The organism is Pseudomonas sp. M5 (assembly GCF_016907075.1).
Lineage (GTDB): Bacteria > Pseudomonadota > Gammaproteobacteria > Pseudomonadales > Pseudomonadaceae > Aquipseudomonas > Aquipseudomonas putida_E.
Window position 1 is genome coordinate 1,722,708 of the sequence record NZ_JAFBBH010000001.1, and the last position, 16,888, is coordinate 1,739,595.

Consider the following 16,888-nt stretch of genomic DNA (forward strand, 5'->3'; position numbering starts at 1 on the left):
AACGGAGCTAGATGCGTTCAGCGGATTGATTCCGCCAAAGGCTATCGTCGATCAGCCAATGCGAACGCGTTGTTCTTCGATCCGGGCACGGGTGGATTCCATCCACTCTTCACGAGTCTGGAAGCCCGGGCGACGACGGCACATCGCCTCGGTTTGGGCCAAGATAGCTTCAGTCGGGAGTTCCAGATCCAGCGGTTCCTTGCAAGGCTGGTTGGTGTAGAACGGCGCGTCGACGTACATCTCTACGGGGTTGCCTTCAGGATCAGTGAAATAAATCGACCAAGCATTCCCATGGTCAACTTGAGCAATGTTCTCGATCCCGCTTTTTTTGGCGAACTGATAGTAGGTTTTCAGATCATCGAGGGAGTCCAGCAAAAATGACAGCTGGTTGATCGGGTTGAACGGAAGGTTGGCAGGCTTACCATCAAACAGAACGACCTGGTGATGCAATTCGGGGTTCTGCGTCATGAAAAACAGGCGATTACCTGTAGAGGCAACACCCTTGTCACTGACAACGAAGCCCAGAATACGGCAGTAGAAATCGACCATGGCATCCAGGTCGGTGCAAAACACGCCCGAATGTGTGAAGTTGATTCGAGGAAGAGCCGACATGTGAAACCTCCGATTTTTATGCTTGTGTGGAGTGGGTTTAAGCTTCGTCAACGACGGTGTTCGAGAGCGTGCCGATCTGGGAGATGACTACCTCAAACACATCGCCTGGCTTCAGGAAAATCGGTGGCGTGCGCTTGAAGCCGATCCCGCTGGGCGTGCCGGTAGCCAGAATGTCACCCGGGTTCCATGGCAAGGCTTTGGATACATAGGAAATCAGAGCTGGGATGTCGAAAGCCAGCTCCGAGAGCTGTCCTTCTTGCAGCTGCTCGCCGTTAAGGACACCGCGCACGACAAGCTCACGATAATCGGAGATCTCTGAGGCGGGTACGAGCCATGGGCCGAGGGCGCCAGTTTTCCGGAAGGTTTTACCCATACCGTACTGATGGGTATGGAACTGCCAATCACGCACACTGGCATCGTTGAAGCATGTGTAGCCCGCAACGTGGTCCATAGCGTCCTCCGGGGCAATGTGAGCTCCCCCTTTGCCGATCACTACCGCAAGCTCGGCTTCGAAATCGAACTCTTGCGAAACCTTAGGACGGACGAGCGCTTCCCCGTGAGGAAGCAGCGTTTCAGCAAAGCGCTGGAAGATCACCGGGAACTGCCCGACCTTCCTGCCAGCCTCCTCAGCGTGCGCGACATAGTTAATGCCTACGCAAATGACCTTTCCAGGATTCGGTATTACTGAGTCGAGCTGGATGTCGGAGTATGCGTAGTCAGGGCCCGCTTCCTCGACCATTTTTCGGGCCTGAGCGAGCAGTGAGGTATCAGCCAGAAATGACGCCAGATCAGGGGCTTGTGGAAAACGACGGCTCAGCTCCACGACGCCATCGCCTTCGACAGCACCGTAGAGGGCTTGCCCGGCTTTGTGATACGAAATCAGCTTCATGATGTCTCCTTGTTTTTTGTGCATAAAAACTAAGTTCTTGCACCATACATCATTAAGTGCATAATCCGAAAGACCGCTTCAAAAAAAATAACAAGCCCTTGAGGCTTCGGTATCGGAGGTTTCGCATGTCGCTCGTGAGTATTCGTAAGGTCAAGCTGGACGTTGAGGAGGTGTTTCATGAAGGGGGGCCTCGTCGGTCATCGCCTTTGCGCATCGCCGTCGCCACTGCCGTCATCACCAATCCCTACGCAGGTAAATATGTAGAAGATCTTCTGCCTTTCATGCAGGAGCTCAGAGCGCTAGGCAGCGAGCTTTCCGAACGCTTGATCCACACACTGGGGGGCGCCCAGGTTGTTCAGGCCTACGGAAAAGGAGCCATCGTCGGTGAAGACGGTGAACTCGAACACGGTGCGGTTTGGCACGAGGCAGGCGGCTGGGCCATGCGCGAGGCACTCGGCAATCCCAAAGCAATCGTCCCGGCGGGCAAAACGATCGCGTCCCCCGGTACCCGAATCATGATTCCGCTTGGTCACGTCCACGCTGCCTACGTGCGCAGCCATTTCGGGGTGGCGGAGATGACTGTCTGGGACGGCCCGCGTCGCGGCGAAATTGCGTTTGGCCTGGCAATGTCGACCGGCGGCCGTATTCACTCCCGCCTGGGCGGTCTCGACGCTAAAGACGTGAAAGGAGAAGACGGCTTGCGCTGATTGAGGCTGCCGCCCTAGCGCGGTACCTGCTCCACAGATTCATACCAATACAAAAACAATATGTGAGTTGGAGAAACAAAATGACTGCAAAAATGATGCGTGCCGCCCGGCTGTATGAAGGTGGAAAGCCCATGGTAATGGAACAGGTCACCGTTCCATCGATTCGCCCGACAGAGGTGCTTGTCAGGGTCAAGGCATGTGGCATTGTTCCAAACCTTCATAACATTCTGACCAACTGGGTGAAGTGGTTTCCCCAGAACCCGCTGCCACCCTTCCCTGCGATTTTCGGTCTCGACCCATCCGGTGTCATTGAGGCTGTCGGCTCCCAAGTTTACGACTTCAACGTAGGCGATCGGGTGTACGTCAACCCCGGCCGTTACTGTGGATCTTGCCGTGCCTGTCGCGCCGGCAACTCCATCTCCTGCACTGCCTACACGTTTAATGGCTACTTCGGCTTCACACCGAAAAGCCCTCGGATGTACGGCGACTACCCCTATGGTGGCCTCTGCGAGTTCATCCCGGCGCCGCAATACAGTCTCGTGAAGCTCCCAGACAACATCAGCTATGAAACTGCTGCTCGACTGGGATACCTCGGCACCGCCTACAAAGCACTGCGCAAGGCGAACGCGGGGCCAAGCAGCACCGTGTTGATAAACGGAATCAGTGGAACGCTGGGCCTGGGAGCCGTTGCATTGGCCCTCGCCATGGGCGTGAAAAAGATTCTGGGTACGGCTAGAAATGAAGAACTGTTCCAGCGCGTAAAAAACCTCGCGGCGCCCGGCCGTATCGAAATCCACACGCTGGGAAGTCTCCCGACCGACCAATGGGCGAAGGAAGTCACGCACGGTGAAGGCGTCGATATCGTCATCGACGCGTTGGGTCCGGGTGCGCCACATGAAAGCCTGACCCAAGCGCTGAAATCACTTCATCGGGGCGGCCATCTGGTCAACATCGGTGCCGTCGCGGGTGAGGTTCCGATCGATCTCCACTGGATCATGGACAACGATATTCAGATCAGCGGGTCCGCCTGGTTCACGGCAGGCCAAGGTCAGGAAATGGCCGACATGGTTGAGTCCGGCGTTCTGGACCTGTCGTTCTTCGAAAATACCGCGTTCAAGTTGGAAGACGTCAATAGCGCGATCACGGGTATTGAGAACCGCCATGGAGGCTTCAGCAATTACGTCATCTGTCCTTGATTGCACTGCAGGTGGAGCGGTTCCGCTCCACCTACCATTTGCACGCCACGAGACAACAATATGAAAATAAGAAGACTCGTAACCGGCCACGACGCGTCGGGCAATTCCGTTTTTGTATCGGACGACCTAACCCCACGAGCTTGCTCCTTTCCCTCCATCCCAGGACACGGAATGGCGCAGGTATGGGCGACCGATAGCCTGCCCCATATCTCCGCGAAAACTGATGACCCAACAGCAGCAAATCCCTCACTGATTCCTCCAGTCGGAGGGACAAGCATCGCTTTGTTCGATTTCCCCCCGGATGAGGTCATGCAAGACCCCACAGCCCCTGAGAAAGCATTCGGCGAATTGGCAGCGGCCCTCCCGGGGCTGTTCGAGTGCTTTGAAGCCGATGCGCCAGGTATGCACGCAACCCCAACCGTGGATTACGGAATCATCCTGGAGGGCGAACTATGGCTGGAATTGGACAATGGCGAGGAGCGTCTGGTGAAGGCTGGTGACGTAGTCGTTCAAAACGGCACTCGGCATGCTTGGCGGAACAAAAGCAAGCGAATTGCCAGAGCTCTGTTCGTGATGATCGGAGCAGAAGTCTCCGGCCGGTGATTGTGTTCTGTCGTGTATCGAGGACAGGTTGAATGAGTGAGAAATCCACCCACGTCGCTCAGGGTTCGACTGAGGTAGGGCCGTTGCTGGGCCTTGAGTCTCAGTCAGCGCCTTTATCGCGATACGAAGAAAGCCGCACAAAAGCACTCCAGCTGTTTGCTTGCAAAGGCTTCGGGCAAGTCAGTATGAGGGATCTGGCGCGTCATCTAGGGCTGACAGCAGGCTCGCTGTACCACCATTTCCCCAGTAAGCAGCACCTGTTATTTGAGCTGCTGGAAGAATTTTACGAGGACATGGGGGCGATCCTGCATGACTGCCTACAGCCACGTAGGGACAAGGCTAAAGCGCTCCAACGTTTCATCAAGGCGCGGTTGGCACTGCACCGAGAGTTTCCATTCCACAGCCGAGTCGTACAACGAGACACCGCAAGTCTTGAGGACGAATACCGTCATCGCATTGAAAAAATGAAAAGGCAATTCGAAGAAGGCCTGATGCGGTTGATGGGGGGCACGGGCACAAGAGTCGATCCCAAGAGAGATGCATCGAGTCACGTCATCGCGGAGTTGATCACCAATCTGCCTGATTGGCTGGAGAGTCACCCGATTTCGGAAGTCGAGCGAGAGCGAGTAGCAGAGCTCCTGATAATAGGCGCTGTCCAGGGCATTCGTCTTCAGCAGGCAAGTTGATCGGATTGCCACCTCACCTTGAATCTCGAAGACGCTTCGGACAGGAGCCGTTATGTTTGCAGAACAGGACTGGCGACAAGCATTACCTACATAGGAATATTGGTAGCGTTGCTTGGATTAAGGATCGCCAACCTATTTCCCATCAACGTCGCGGCGGGCTTCCTCGCAGGCTACCGCTCGATAGGGGGCCAATCATTGCTCCACGCGTTGTCCCTTGGGATATTCCCCCAGGCAATTCGGGCGACAAGTGTCGGGGCTTCAGTAGCAGTAGGACGCCTCGGGTCGGTAGCGGGCCCCTTGGTCGCCGGTTGGGTGCTCTCGGCAGGAATGGGCCCAACAGACTTACTACTCGTCGCCGCACCACAGCTCATGCTTGCCGCATATGCAGCAAACCTTCTCATCAGGCCAAGCCGGTGGAAAACGCTCAATAAGCGAGACTCTTCAAACCTCGCAGCTCTCGACTGACGTCAACACCCGGGAAGCAGCCGATAACCGGCTGCTTTCGCGTGTTCAGTCGATATTGCGTATCACGTTGGCCAAGTCCGCCTGGCACTTGAGAAGTGATGTTTTGATCTGCGCCTCTTACTTGGAGAAGCGGGTGGGTGTCTAGCCATCTTTCAGACTGCGGCATTGTCCAGCGCGAACAACCAAAGCCTTATACGAAAAAGCCACCTTGGCCCTTGCGTTTCGAAGTGCGCGATGGCTTGGGCGCAGCGCCGCTCGATACTGGCTCGACGCGCGGCCTGTAGATAACGATCGGGCGAAGCGTCCACCGCCTCCGTCTGTACCCCTGCATGCGGCAAAACACCGCTAAAAGCGCCATCACGTTCGAGAAATCTGTATTCTCGAACGTCAGTTTGTCCGATTGTTTGTATCGGATCAGGCGCTTGTGCACGGGTACTTCCATACTGATTTAACAGTACAAAAAAGGGGCAGCAGATTCATGGCCCGCGCCGGCATCAACAAAGCCCTCGTGCAGCGAGCACGTGATGCCCTGGCACGCCTGCAAGGCTTGGTCGAGTTGGAGTCATCCGACAGTCCAATTCCTCAATGACAAATTGAGCCTGGCGCGTAGTCCTCCCACCTCACGCGAGCGTCGCTGTGTGCCTCAGCACATGCGGGGCAGGAAAATTAAGAAAAAATGCAGAGAAACTCAAAAAATGAAGATTTTCATGGGCCGCTTAAGAAAAAGCTGACGTTCCAGTCTTTCTGAATAGAAAATTCCCGAATAGCCTTATACCACTCCAGAACTAGGCTAGCCTGCCACAGCGACCTGGCGGTCCCTACTCACGACCCTGGGCCGCCCACACAGGCCGGATTGTGAGCTTACTGCCCACATCATTAAATTGGGTGGTAGGCGGCCACTGATCACCGGACGGATATCCATGTCTATGCGCCCTACCCTTTCCCGTGAAACGACCATGCTGGAGAAGGCCAAAGCACGCCTCCTGAGAAGCGGTGATTTCTTGACTGCCGGTGCGTTTGCAGTGCTGGCTCAGCTGAGCACGGAGCAATCCAGAGCTGAACTCAAGGAGTGGAAAAGCGCGGGCAACATCTTCTCGCTGGCTCATGAGGACAAGGAATACTTTCCGCTCTATGCCTTTGACCCCGCTTCCAACTTCCGCCCATTTTCGTCATTGGCGGCCATCATCACGGCGCTCGGTTCCAGCAAGCCAGACTGGGCTATGGCGCTCTGGTTCGGCTCATCCAATAGCTACCTGGGGGGACAGATGCCGAAGGATGTGATGGTGGACGACCCGGCGCGGGTACTAGATGCCGCCCGAGGTGAGACGTACGGGGCGCTTCAGGGTTGATGGGTTGCCTCACTATTTGCCTTGGCTCGGCCAAAGTCGTAGACATACCAAATCACGATACGTTACCACCGTAAGCGAGGTAAAAACCTGACACAACAGGCTCAGCATTGGACCCGGGAAAGCGCTTTTTCGAAGGTAAACTTAACCTGCCAGACGGCCTACAGGCTCCCAACTACGGTCTTTGGAGGCAGCAATGTCGAGAAAGCGACTTTGGTTGCTGCGCTTGGCCAGTGCTTGGCGTGCTTCCGCTTGAAAACGGGCGCTCATCAGAGGCTTGGGTTCGTGTTTGATCTGCTTCATGGGCACCCCGCGTGTCAGGACATTTAGATGGATAGTATTAGGCTCAGCGACCCTGCCCAAGCGCTTCGTCGTCTCGTACTCGAATGGGGCAGCATCGGGGCAGGCAGCAACTGCTACCTAGAGTATACGTGGCGATCAATAGACACCGTAATCGACCCGTACCAGGAAATCCGCAACCTCCATGTACCCCTGATCAGTTTCCAAGAGCATGCACGGCAGACGCCGGCTAAGTCCAATCGCCTGCTTGGTGAGCCATGCTTCAGCCAGCTCGGAGTTGCCCAACACTTGCTCAGCTGTCATCAAAATTTGTTCGCGGCGTCTCATGAAGCAGCGGTGCTTTAGGCTTCAACACCTGTCAGGAAATGGCGAGCTGAGTACGAGGATTCTAAATACAGTCATGCTGCATAACGCCCGAGTGGTAAACCTGCATCGGGGAGGCCTGATTTGCGATGGTGATTTCTCATAGGGGCTGCCGGTCCTTTTACCCTGTAACGGTATTCATGAGGAGAGAATTGTCCCGAGCTAAATAGCAACTGAGCGGTGAACGACTCCAAGAACTCAATAGCCTCCCTTTGCACGTAGCGTTCGTAACGGGCGCGATAGGTCAGAAGTACGGTAGCGCGGTTGCCTAGGCAAAGGCTGACCAGCTCAGATAACAAATAGCCACGGACGTCGTATCGCACATCCGCCGCTTTGAGTACTGTTGCATAACAAAAGTGGTAAACAAGCGTTGCATCATGGGAGCTCTGGGGTAAATTTTGATCGCTAATCTCTGAATTCCTATAGTGCTATTGAACAGCCAACCATACGCGCATTGAGAATATATCTCGCATTGGAGGGGTACCAGACACCCGAAATAGAGCTGTTCGGCTTAATCGCCCTTATGAGAACGATATAATTATCTGAACATTAATTGAAGCGTAGACTTAAACGCACTGAAGAGCATGCCGCAGATATGGGTGATCTATTTCAAAGGATGGGTGATAAACCAGCTGAAAAAGGCTGCCCCCTCGAGCGGCCCCTCTCGCGCCCGGAAAATGTCCATCTAGTGGCTAGAAGACAGAAAGTATTTCCGTCCTAAACCTTGAAGAGACGTCTAATCGAAATACCACCCCTTCCTCCAGTTCACCCTCGAATATGTCATCTAATAGAGCTGAGGCGCGGCCGACCTGGAAATCTAGTGAACCGATTGACGCCTGAATTTCCTCCTGCTCTTGCGGTAGAGAAGACCCATCCGCCGCCCTTAGAAGCTGGACATAGTCCAAAACTGCTAAATCATCAGGCAGGTCTTCCGCAACGCGTTGTGAGAATTGCAGTAATGAGGGCTCCGCCAGTACATAAAGCCATGCTTGATGATCGTTCTCTCCAGTTCGTCTCAAAATGCGCCCCAGCACCTGACGATAATGAAGCTCAGTACGAATTCGGCTGAGATAGCAACAGACCTGTAGACGAGGAATATCTGTACCCTCGCTGATCATGCCGACGGCGACAATCCACTTACCCATTCCATTTCGAAAGTCATTGATGATTTGTTGCGCCCCTGGAGTGCGCGTAGTAACTACTAAGCAATCTTCACCCCTCGATCTTAGTACCGCGGCGATCTGATTTGCATGTCGGATGTTGGTGGCAACTGCTAAGCCACCAGCGTCAGGGATCGTTTGGCGAACTTCGTCTAATCTTCCACGGCCAAGATCGACAATTTTCTCGATTATGTCATGGTGTGTGAGTAGGTCCTCAAACGCCACAGGCGATTCATTTAACAGTTGCGCAATGCTCGGGTAGACGCTAACGATCGGCGCGTCGTCGACCAGCTCAGTAAGCTTTACCGCACTGTTATCGATGACCACGATACGGGGAGCACGGCATACCTCATCGGCCACAGCCTCTTTCAGACCATACCGAAAGTCGCACACCAGTCGACCCCCTTGATCTGAGTATCGAGCTAAGGCTATTGCTCGCTCATCGGAGCGCCACGGAGTACCTGAGAGGGCTAGAGTGAATGTGGCCTGGTCTTGCAAACGCTGCAAGATTACCTGCCCCCACGCGTTACTAAGAAGCGGGTCGTGACCGGCACAATGATGGATCTCATCGAAGACTGCCAAAACGCGATAGTCTTCGACCAGTTGCCAGAACGAAGGTGAACGATGATCCATCGCCTGATAGGTGGAAGCGACACCTACTGAGCCAAGACGACCATCGAATGGCCGACCCAGGACCTTTGCAAACGTTTCCTCAAGGCCATCAACAACTTGGCAGGACGGTGCAAAACAAATAATCAAATCAATGAGATCTGCTTGCAGAAGCCGTTTCGCAACCTCAGCAGCCATCCGGCTTTTACCGGCGCCGGGGGTTGCCTGGCAGAAGAAATGAGGTGAAAAACGATAGCGTTCCAAAGCAGCAGCGACTGAGGCTTGCTGCCAAATCCGCAAATCAGTCATGCGGCTACCAACGTCTTTAAAGTGTTTTCGATCGCGCGAAGATGGCCCAGCAGACGCGAGCTGCGATCCCGGGCCTGCAGGTATTCCTCTTCGACTCGGGCCTTAAGAACGGGCATTTCGGTAAACAGCTGCTTGTAGCGCTCAGCCTCACCGAGCGCTGTGAGCATGTCCAAGCGGATCTCCTTCGCAAGCGACTCCAGCCGCCGAGTAGGACAAAGCTGCGATTGCTTAAGCATCTGTTCCCCTACCGTCTCGCCATCAATCTGTGGCTCCATGCTAGCGGTCTCAAAGCGGTGTGGGATTAGGGAAACATTTAGGTCAGTAGGCCTTTTAAGAACATGAAAGACCTGATCACGCCTCCGGCGTATGGGGTCCTGCTGGATCCATCCGACCCGCTTCAAACGCCTGACTTGATCGTAGATATAGCGCCACAGCTCGACTTCGTTCACCGGAGAACTCAGAAGCCGGCTATAGGCAGCCCTCAGCGAACGGATGGTGAATTGCTGGTAACCCCCATCCTGGAGCAGCTCTAAGACATGCCTGTCTAGCTTGAACGTTACGGATTTCATACAGGCACTCAATGCAGCCAAACGGGCAAAATGCGGATTATAATCCGTCGCCTGCCGTCCCGTAAACGATGGATAGTGCCGCCTTGGTCGATCGAGGCGGTTATGCAGGCGTTGGCGAAGGATCTCGGACAGAAAATCCGTGAAAGGAGGATCTTGATTGGGTTGTCCCAAGACGCTCTAGCACATGCGTGCGAGATGGATCGCAGCTATATGGGAAGGGTGGAGAGAGGTGAGGTAAATATCACCATCGAAAAGCTCTATAGAATCGCAGGTCAGCTCAGATGCCAGCCACATATACTTTTGCCTCGACTACAGCGAGATCAAAAGAATCGTTGATATCACCTGGCACCCGCTTTTAATAGATAACCACGCTCGCGCCCATCAAAGTAGTCGGTAGACTGGAAGCCTCAGAGCAAACAACGCGCCGAGGCTATTCAGGCGTTAGAACGGTATGTCCTGATCAAACCCAAGCTGGTCGCTCTCAGCTTTGGGAGCAATCGGCACGGGAGGTTGCGTCAGCACGGCCCTGCTGGCTGGTAGTCGAGTGGACCCAGGAGCGACTAGGGGCAGATCAGCAGTTCGTGCATCACCAGCGACAACGACATCGTTTCCTCCAGCTTCAGTCTCCGCCTGCTCCTCTGCAGGTTCATCTGGATCCAGATCGATATAAGCATCGCCCATCATCATCTTGTAGTGCGCATCATGCTTAGCAGCCTTGAATATTTTGAAGAAAATTCTCAGGTAGCTTTCTGCCATAGCATCGCTGATGGCCACATACAATTCATCAGGAGCGTAGTGCGAGCCATCATTCACCCAGCTCATTAAAGACTGGCACTGCGTCTTTTCGATACCCTCAAACTCGTCAATCAAATGGTATGTATCGACACCACCCAAGATTTTGAAATAATTCTCCAAAATCCGGCGCATGGTGTTCTGCAGCGTAAGCACTGGTAGCGGAGTTCTCTTTAGCTCCGCCCAGAGGAGCTGATAAGAGGTTCTGATGGGATTACTCGAGTGAAATTCAATCACTGAGTATTCGTTGGGCTTGCGCACGATCCAGAACGTCTCGTCACCGAGGGATTTATCGACCTTACGACGCTGGTCGTAAGTAACCTCTTTATGGAAATGTATATTATGGGTAAGCACCAAAACCTGCTTAATATGACTACCAGGCTTTCTAACTTCAACAAATAGCTCTTTTATCAAACTACTCACAATAAACAGCACATCACTATCAAGGCTCGAAACAGGGTCATCAATGACCACGATCCGATCACTGGTGATACCCGAGCTCGTAATGCTCCCTCTCAGCAGATGGTAGAAGTAGAGGAATGTGACGAAGGTCTTCTCACCCTCGCTCAGGGTTTGCTTTGCATCTTTCCCGTCTGCTCGAATCAACCTATACGAATTACCTACACAAGCAGGATCAAGTGAAAATCCTCGGAAGCCGAAATTCCTAAGAATCTTGTTGATGGCAGTCACTGTCGGCTTCACGCTTGTGAGATCGGTCTCAATTTTATCGATTTCGACATCTACAGCATCAATGCTAGCCGAAGCCCTATCCCGACTCGATGAAATCCCAGCGATAGCCTTCTGCAATGTGGCTTTCGCAGAAGCATAATCAGACAAAGAGCTCTTGAGTTCAACGCCTAGAATATACTTCCATACTTCGCCAGTGAGTTTGCTCTGCTCAGCAGTGAAGCTAGCAACGAGACGATTGTGCTCAGTGATCTTGGCGTTCGCAGCGCTAATAACCCCCGATATGCCAGCTTGAATATCCACTAGCCCCTCAAGAACAACCTCAGCGCTTGGACTGGCCAGCTTACTATCCATTCGTCCCATATTAACAAGAACGACAGCCTCCAACGCTTGAATCTCAGGACCAAGCTTATCCTTATCCAAATCAGCACAATCTAAAGTCAGCAGTGCACGCGCTTGGATCAATAGGTCCTCTGCAGCCTGATAATAATTGTTGCGCAGAACGGATACTGCCCTTGAATCGGCTTCAAAGGTTTCATCAAAGTATTCCGCGAGTTCCTTTTCGAAGTCATGTGGTAGATTCTGCTGACAGAACGGACACTGTTCGTCCATATGCTCCAGAAATTTTACACCCTGCCTGACCCAGTCGCTATTACCCAACCGCTGAATGATGGCTGATATATTTACGTCATCTTTACCTATCACCCTCTTAGAGAGAACTGGGCTTGTCTCGAATGCGGTCAGTCTCGATAAGTCCAAAATGGGAACAGGCGCTATTCTCGAAGGCTCATCACCGTATAGGACTGCCGCTCTAGCTTGGAGATCCGCCAATTCCACCAGGGCAGATTTGTTACTCGCATACTCCTGCAGAACCCTTGCCTTGAACGCTTCCTTGTTGTTTCTAAGACCAGTGAATGCCCCTTTGAAATGATCATCATGCTTTACTTTCTGCTCCCAGCATCGGCCTACCAGCTTTATTTCCAAAGAGGCTAGTTCAGCATTCTTTCCGGGCTTTCCATTTTCACCATCAAGAGAAATGATTGACTTAGCCTTCAACTGCTCGTGACGCTTTCTTTCATCCTTGAGGTCTTTGAGTCGATCAAGCTGATCCTTCTCGGCCTTGCCTAATGTAAATACTCCCTGAAATTCTTTGGAATCTGTGAAGTTGGCGGTAATGAAGTCATTGTTGTAGATCATCGCTGGCACTGGCGTATTTCGGAGCCAAGTGATGCTGGAGTCTCCTGAGATGCCTGGCTTATCAATGAGCCGGCTGATTGTGGTCTTGCCAGCTCCATTCGCCCCATAAATGAAGTTGACCGGCTTGAGGTTGATCACTTCAGGTTTGACGGCGCTATAGGTGGCGATGTTGGACAGACTAATCGACTCGATCATGGCGGGGCATCCCAGCATGCCGGGGCACTTAGGTGGCCCCTGCTTAGTGAAAATCTATAAGGTTTAGGCGATGGAATAACTGCCTAACCGTTGTCCGACCGCATGATGGCGATTGGCCGCATAAGCGTAGACGGCGTGGCAATTTATGCAAAAGCAGGCATCGCAGGATATCGCGTGGGGGATGGAGGGGCGTTGACGGTTTGGGAATGGATGGCTTTCGAGGGTTTTTGGGGCGGGGACGGAGGAGTACGGAGAATGTAAACCATGAACTCTGAATTCGGGCCACGGTTTACAAAATATCTGTGCGCGGGGTATCTGGGTGAATGACGCGGATCTATGGCCAGTGTCACCGGGCCTGGACGGCGTGGAGGGTTACGTTTACACACCTCCCCTAAATACAGAAAGGTCAGACCAGGCGTTTATCTTGCTGCTGCTCCACGCGGGGCGCTCCAACTTGCATCAGTTACAAAGCCGAGGATTGTACCGCAGCTCAACGTTTGGCGCGTACCTCGTCGACGCCACGGTTGGCCAATTGGTCAGCGCGCTCGTTACCGGGGTGGCCGATGTGCCCGCGCACCCACTTCCAGGTGACCTTGTGGCGGTTGACCTGCTCGTCGAGCTGCTGCCACAGGTCGGCGTTCTTCACTGGCTCCTTCGCGGCGGTCTTCCAGCCGCGCTTCTTCCAGTTGACCATCCACTCGTTGATGCCCTTCATCACGTACTGCGAGTCGGTGGTCAACACCACCTCGCATTCGCGCTTGAGCGCCATCAAGCCCTGAATCGCGGCCATCAGTTCCATGCGGTTGTTGGTGGTTTCGCGTTCGCCGCCCCACAGTTCCTTTTCGACGCCCTTGTAGATCAACAGGACACCCCAGCCACCAGGGCCTGGATTGCCCTTGCAGGCACCATCGGTATACAACTCGACGCTATCGCTCATGTACCACTCATGTTCAGTGCTTTTCGGTATCCGGGCTGACCACGGTGCGGTTGACCTTGGCCAATGGCAAAGGCAGCAACTTGCCCATCGGTTCGCGGCGTTCCTGGCGCAGCGGCCTCAGGCCAACCACCATCTTGCGCGCCACCAGCAGGTAAACCCCGCCACCAGAGCTCTGCCAACCGCCTGCCACCCGTTCCCAGCCCGCCAGGCGTTGTTGCCAGGCCGGTGAGGCAAGCGGCGGACGATAGCACCCGAAGCGGCGTTTCTCCAGCGCGAAGCCCAGCAGGTTGAGCCAGTCACCGACCCGTGACGGCGAGATGCAGCGGGCCTTGCGCAGCGCGCCGTGGCTGAAGAAGTGGCGTATGCCCCAACTGCTCCAGGGGTTGATGCCGACGATCAGCAGATGCCCGCCGGGGCGTACCGCACTGGCGGCCTCGCGCAGCAAGCCATGGGGCGACAGGCAGAAGTCCAGGCCGTGCTGCAGCACCACCACGTCGGCAGCGTGCTCGCTCAAGGGCCAGGCCTGTTCCTCACAGACGATCTCCACCCCCGGCAGCGGCGCGCCCAAACGCACGTTGCGCTGTACCTGGGGGGCGCTGGGCGGAGCCTCGGCGCAGGGGCCGTAATGCACCAGGTAACCCCCGAAGAAGCGCCCGAGCTCCTCCTCCAACAATTTTTCCTCTTCTTTGAGCATCAGCTGGCCGAGCGGGCCGTGGAACCAGTCACGGGCCAGGCTGATCAGCTCGATCCAGGCCGGGTCGGCCTGGGCAAAGGGTTGGTCGGTCATTTGCGCTCTCCCTCGAAGGTTCTCGCACCGCGCCATCGCGGCTAAGATGGCCTCATGTGCCACGCTAGGCGATACGGATCCGCACCATGATACAGATCGATGCTCTCCCCGCTTTCTCCGACAACTACATCTGGTTGTTACAGGATACTGCCAAACGCCGCTGCGCGGTGGTCGATCCTGGTGATGCCGCCCCCGTGGAGGCATGGCTGGCCGCCAATCCCGACTGGGTGCTGGAGGATATTCTGGTCACCCACCACCACAATGACCACGTGGGCGGTGTCGAGCGGCTGAAAAAACTGACCGGTGCGCGGGTCAGCGGCCCGGCCAACGAGCGTATTCCGTGCCGCGACCTTGCCTTGGACGAAGGTGACGAAGTGACCGCGGTGGGCGTGACCTTCCAGGTTCTGGCAGTACCGGGGCACACGCTGGGTCATATCGCCTTCTTCAGCGACCAACCTGCGACACCGGTGCTATTCAGTGGCGACACGTTGTTCGCCGCCGGCTGCGGGCGGATGTTCGAAGGCACGCCAGAGCAGATGCAGCCTGCCCTCGCCAGGTTGGCCGCGCTGCCGGAGCGTACCGAGGTGTACTGCGCCCACGAGTACACCCTTAGCAACTTGCGCTTCGCCAAGGCCGTGGAGCCACAAAACCCGCACGTTCTGCAACGTTTCGATGATGTTACCCGGCTGCGCGCCGAAAATCACATCACATTGCCATCAACCATCGGCCTGGAACGGCTGACCAACCCCTTTCTGCGTACCTCTGAAACATTAGTTAAACAAAAAGCTGACGAATGGAAGGGACATTCAAACACCACGCATGTCGCTGTTTTTGCTGCCTTGAGGTCTTGGAAGGACACCTTCTGATAACCTGAAGATATATCGCAACATGTGCTCGAAGGTTGACCCGGCGGGATGCGGTTTCTAGAATCGCCGAAATTTTTTGCCCGGATACCCGTCCCCGCCGATGTCTTCCCGTAGCCGCAGAACCGCTCATTCAGTCGCCCTGACGCGCCTGGCCCAAATCAGTGCGCTGGCGCTGGCCGCCACCCTGGTGGGCTGCCAGAGCACCCGTCAGCTCGACGAATCCGACAGCGTTCGCGCGCACAGCTACCAGGCGCGGATCAAACACAAACCCGTTCCGCTCGCGGTCAAACCCGCCGAGCAGGCGCCGCAGGATGTGTGGGAGCGCATGCGCCAGGGCTTCGCCCTGCAAGACACCATCGACGTCAACCCGCGCATCGAGCAGCAGCGGCTGTGGTTCGCCAGCAACCCCTCGTTCCTCGAAAACGCCGGTGAGCGCGGCAGCCTGTACCTGCACTACATCGTCGAGCGCCTGGAAGAACGCGACATGCCGCTGGAACTGGCCCTGTTGCCGGCGATCGAAAGCGCCTACAACCCCATGGCCTACTCGCGCGCCCATGCTGCAGGCATGTGGCAGTTCATCCCCTCTACCGGGCGCCACTTCAACCTGCGCCAGACCAATTTCTACGATGGTCGCCGCGACATCACCGCGTCGACCAACGCCGCGCTGGATTACCTGAGCCGCCTGCACGACATGTTCAACGGCGACTGGCTGCTGGCACTGGCTGCCTACAACGCCGGTGAAGGCACCGTCAGCCGGGCGATCGAGCGCAACGAGAAACTCGGCCTGCCCACCGATTACTGGAACCTGCCACTGCCACAGGAGACGCGCGACTACGTGCCCAAGCTGCTGGCCCTGTCGCAGGTGGTCCTGACCCCCGAAGCCTACGGCGTGAACCTCAACCCGATCGCCAACGAGCCCTACTTCGAAGCTGTCGCCATCAAGGACCGCCTGGACCTGTCGCGGGTAGCCGCCTTCGCCAACATCGACGAAGACGAACTGATCCAGCTCAACCCGGCATTCAAGAAGCGCATGACCGTGGATGGGCCCAAACAATTGCTGGTACCGACGGCCAAGGCGCAACTGCTGTCCGACAGCCTGTCCAACCTCAAGCCTGAACAACTGGTCAGCCTGCAGCCGAACAAAGCCGTGTTCGCACGCGCCGTGGCCGAAGCCAAGGCACCTGCCAGCGCGCGCAGTTACCGCGTAAAGCGCGGCGACAGCCTGAGCACCATTGCCAGGGCCAACCGGGTTTCGGTCAAGGATATCCAGCGCTGGAACAAACTATCGGGTAGCCGTGTAAAGGCCGGCCAGGTGTTGGCACTGCGTGGTGGTAGTGCGGCAGGCAACCGGGTGGCGGCATCCTCCAAGCGCTCTACCCAGTACAAGGTCCGCAAGGGTGACTCGCTGTATCTGGTGGCAAAACGTTTCAATGTTGAGATGAAGCACCTCAAGCGCTGGAATCCGCGCAGCGGGCACGCCCTCAAGCCAGGCCAGACCTTGACCGTCTACCTGGGGCACTGATGGCAACCCGGGGCTGCTCCGCAGCCCCTTGATCTCCTTCCAGACACACCCTTTTTCCAACCCCGCCAAGCTGTTACTGTAGCCCGACCAA

Annotated in this window: 17 protein-coding genes; 8 read left to right on the top strand and 9 right to left on the bottom strand. The window is 55.4% G+C overall.

Features of this window, described 5'->3' with window-relative positions; genetic code table 11:
- Positions 1 to 51: 51 nt before the first annotated feature.
- Both JOE27_RS07915 and JOE27_RS07920 read right to left on the bottom strand, forming a co-directional pair.
- A complete protein-coding gene (locus JOE27_RS07915; protein WP_135198373.1) occupies positions 52 to 612 on the bottom strand; it encodes a VOC family protein in 561 nt (186 codons plus the stop codon).
- Between the two features lie 37 nt (positions 613 to 649).
- Positions 650 to 1,501, bottom strand: a complete 852-nt coding sequence (locus tag JOE27_RS07920; RefSeq protein WP_135198372.1) for a fumarylacetoacetate hydrolase family protein — start codon at positions 1,499 to 1,501, stop codon at positions 650 to 652.
- 125 nt (positions 1,502 to 1,626) lie between these two features.
- Between JOE27_RS07920 and JOE27_RS07925 the strand changes: the two genes are divergently transcribed.
- The 5 genes from JOE27_RS07925 (at position 1,627) to JOE27_RS07945 (ending at position 6,507) form a co-directional block, all read left to right on the top strand.
- Positions 1,627 to 2,208 carry an amino acid synthesis family protein gene (locus tag JOE27_RS07925; RefSeq protein WP_135198371.1) on the top strand — a complete coding sequence of 194 codons (582 nt, stop codon included), beginning with the start codon at positions 1,627 to 1,629 and terminating at the stop codon, positions 2,206 to 2,208.
- A gap of 80 nt (positions 2,209 to 2,288) precedes the next feature.
- A complete protein-coding gene (locus tag JOE27_RS07930) occupies positions 2,289 to 3,404 on the top strand; it encodes an alcohol dehydrogenase catalytic domain-containing protein (protein WP_135198370.1) in 1,116 nt (371 codons plus the stop codon).
- 171 nt (positions 3,405 to 3,575) lie between these two features.
- Entirely contained in the window at positions 3,576 to 4,007 is a 432-nt protein-coding gene (locus JOE27_RS07935; protein ID WP_223279052.1) for a cupin domain-containing protein, read from the top strand.
- 32 nt (positions 4,008 to 4,039) lie between these two features.
- Positions 4,040 to 4,693, top strand: a complete 654-nt coding sequence (locus JOE27_RS07940) for a TetR/AcrR family transcriptional regulator (RefSeq protein WP_135198368.1) — start codon at positions 4,040 to 4,042, stop codon at positions 4,691 to 4,693.
- A 1,385-nt stretch (positions 4,694 to 6,078) separates the two neighbouring features.
- The gene (locus JOE27_RS07945; protein WP_135198367.1) at positions 6,079 to 6,507 is read left to right on the top strand and encodes a hypothetical protein; all 429 of its coding nucleotides are present in this window, start codon (positions 6,079 to 6,081) and stop codon (positions 6,505 to 6,507) included.
- A 141-nt stretch (positions 6,508 to 6,648) separates the two neighbouring features.
- On the opposite strand, the gene JOE27_RS07950 is transcribed toward JOE27_RS07945, so the two are convergent.
- The 4 genes from JOE27_RS07950 to JOE27_RS07965 form a co-directional block, all read right to left on the bottom strand.
- Positions 6,649 to 6,807: a hypothetical protein gene (locus tag JOE27_RS07950; protein ID WP_189637556.1), complete on the bottom strand. Its 159-nt coding sequence runs from the start codon at positions 6,805 to 6,807 to the stop codon at positions 6,649 to 6,651.
- A 135-nt stretch (positions 6,808 to 6,942) separates the two neighbouring features.
- Positions 6,943 to 7,131 (bottom strand): antitoxin Xre/MbcA/ParS toxin-binding domain-containing protein, encoded by a 189-nt coding sequence (locus tag JOE27_RS07955; protein ID WP_135198366.1) that lies wholly within the window; start codon positions 7,129 to 7,131, stop codon positions 6,943 to 6,945.
- Between the two features lie 728 nt (positions 7,132 to 7,859).
- Positions 7,860 to 9,245: a DEAD/DEAH box helicase family protein gene (locus JOE27_RS07960; RefSeq protein WP_204918480.1), complete on the bottom strand. Its 1,386-nt coding sequence runs from the start codon at positions 9,243 to 9,245 to the stop codon at positions 7,860 to 7,862.
- The gene (locus tag JOE27_RS07965) at positions 9,242 to 9,814 is read right to left on the bottom strand and encodes a hypothetical protein (protein WP_135198364.1); all 573 of its coding nucleotides are present in this window, start codon (positions 9,812 to 9,814) and stop codon (positions 9,242 to 9,244) included. Before JOE27_RS07965 ends, JOE27_RS07960 begins: the two co-directional genes overlap by 4 nt.
- Before the next feature lie 102 nt (positions 9,815 to 9,916).
- Here JOE27_RS07965 and JOE27_RS07970 point away from each other — a divergent pair, with 102 nt between their 5' ends.
- Complete coding sequence (locus tag JOE27_RS07970) at positions 9,917 to 10,150, top strand: helix-turn-helix transcriptional regulator (protein WP_135198363.1); 234 nt, start codon at positions 9,917 to 9,919, stop codon at positions 10,148 to 10,150.
- A 105-nt stretch (positions 10,151 to 10,255) separates the two neighbouring features.
- Here the strand turns inward: JOE27_RS07970 and JOE27_RS07975 are convergent, their stop codons facing one another.
- The 3 genes from JOE27_RS07975 to JOE27_RS07985 form a co-directional block, all read right to left on the bottom strand.
- The gene (locus JOE27_RS07975) at positions 10,256 to 12,685 is read right to left on the bottom strand and encodes an AAA family ATPase (protein WP_204918482.1); all 2,430 of its coding nucleotides are present in this window, start codon (positions 12,683 to 12,685) and stop codon (positions 10,256 to 10,258) included.
- A 490-nt stretch (positions 12,686 to 13,175) separates the two neighbouring features.
- The gene (gene rnhA, locus JOE27_RS07980) at positions 13,176 to 13,622 is read right to left on the bottom strand and encodes a ribonuclease HI (RefSeq protein WP_012315304.1); all 447 of its coding nucleotides are present in this window, start codon (positions 13,620 to 13,622) and stop codon (positions 13,176 to 13,178) included.
- A gap of 13 nt (positions 13,623 to 13,635) precedes the next feature.
- Positions 13,636 to 14,409 (bottom strand): methyltransferase domain-containing protein, encoded by a 774-nt coding sequence (locus JOE27_RS07985; protein ID WP_046785214.1) that lies wholly within the window; start codon positions 14,407 to 14,409, stop codon positions 13,636 to 13,638.
- An 86-nt stretch (positions 14,410 to 14,495) separates the two neighbouring features.
- Between JOE27_RS07985 and gloB the strand changes: the two genes are divergently transcribed.
- Positions 14,496 to 15,275: a hydroxyacylglutathione hydrolase gene (gene gloB, locus JOE27_RS07990; RefSeq protein WP_196996764.1), complete on the top strand. Its 780-nt coding sequence runs from the start codon at positions 14,496 to 14,498 to the stop codon at positions 15,273 to 15,275.
- Positions 15,276 to 15,375: 100 nt separating this feature from the next.
- Positions 15,376 to 16,797 carry a lytic transglycosylase domain-containing protein gene (locus tag JOE27_RS07995; protein WP_115274305.1) on the top strand — a complete coding sequence of 474 codons (1,422 nt, stop codon included), beginning with the start codon at positions 15,376 to 15,378 and terminating at the stop codon, positions 16,795 to 16,797.
- The last annotated feature ends 91 nt before the right edge of the window (positions 16,798 to 16,888 follow it).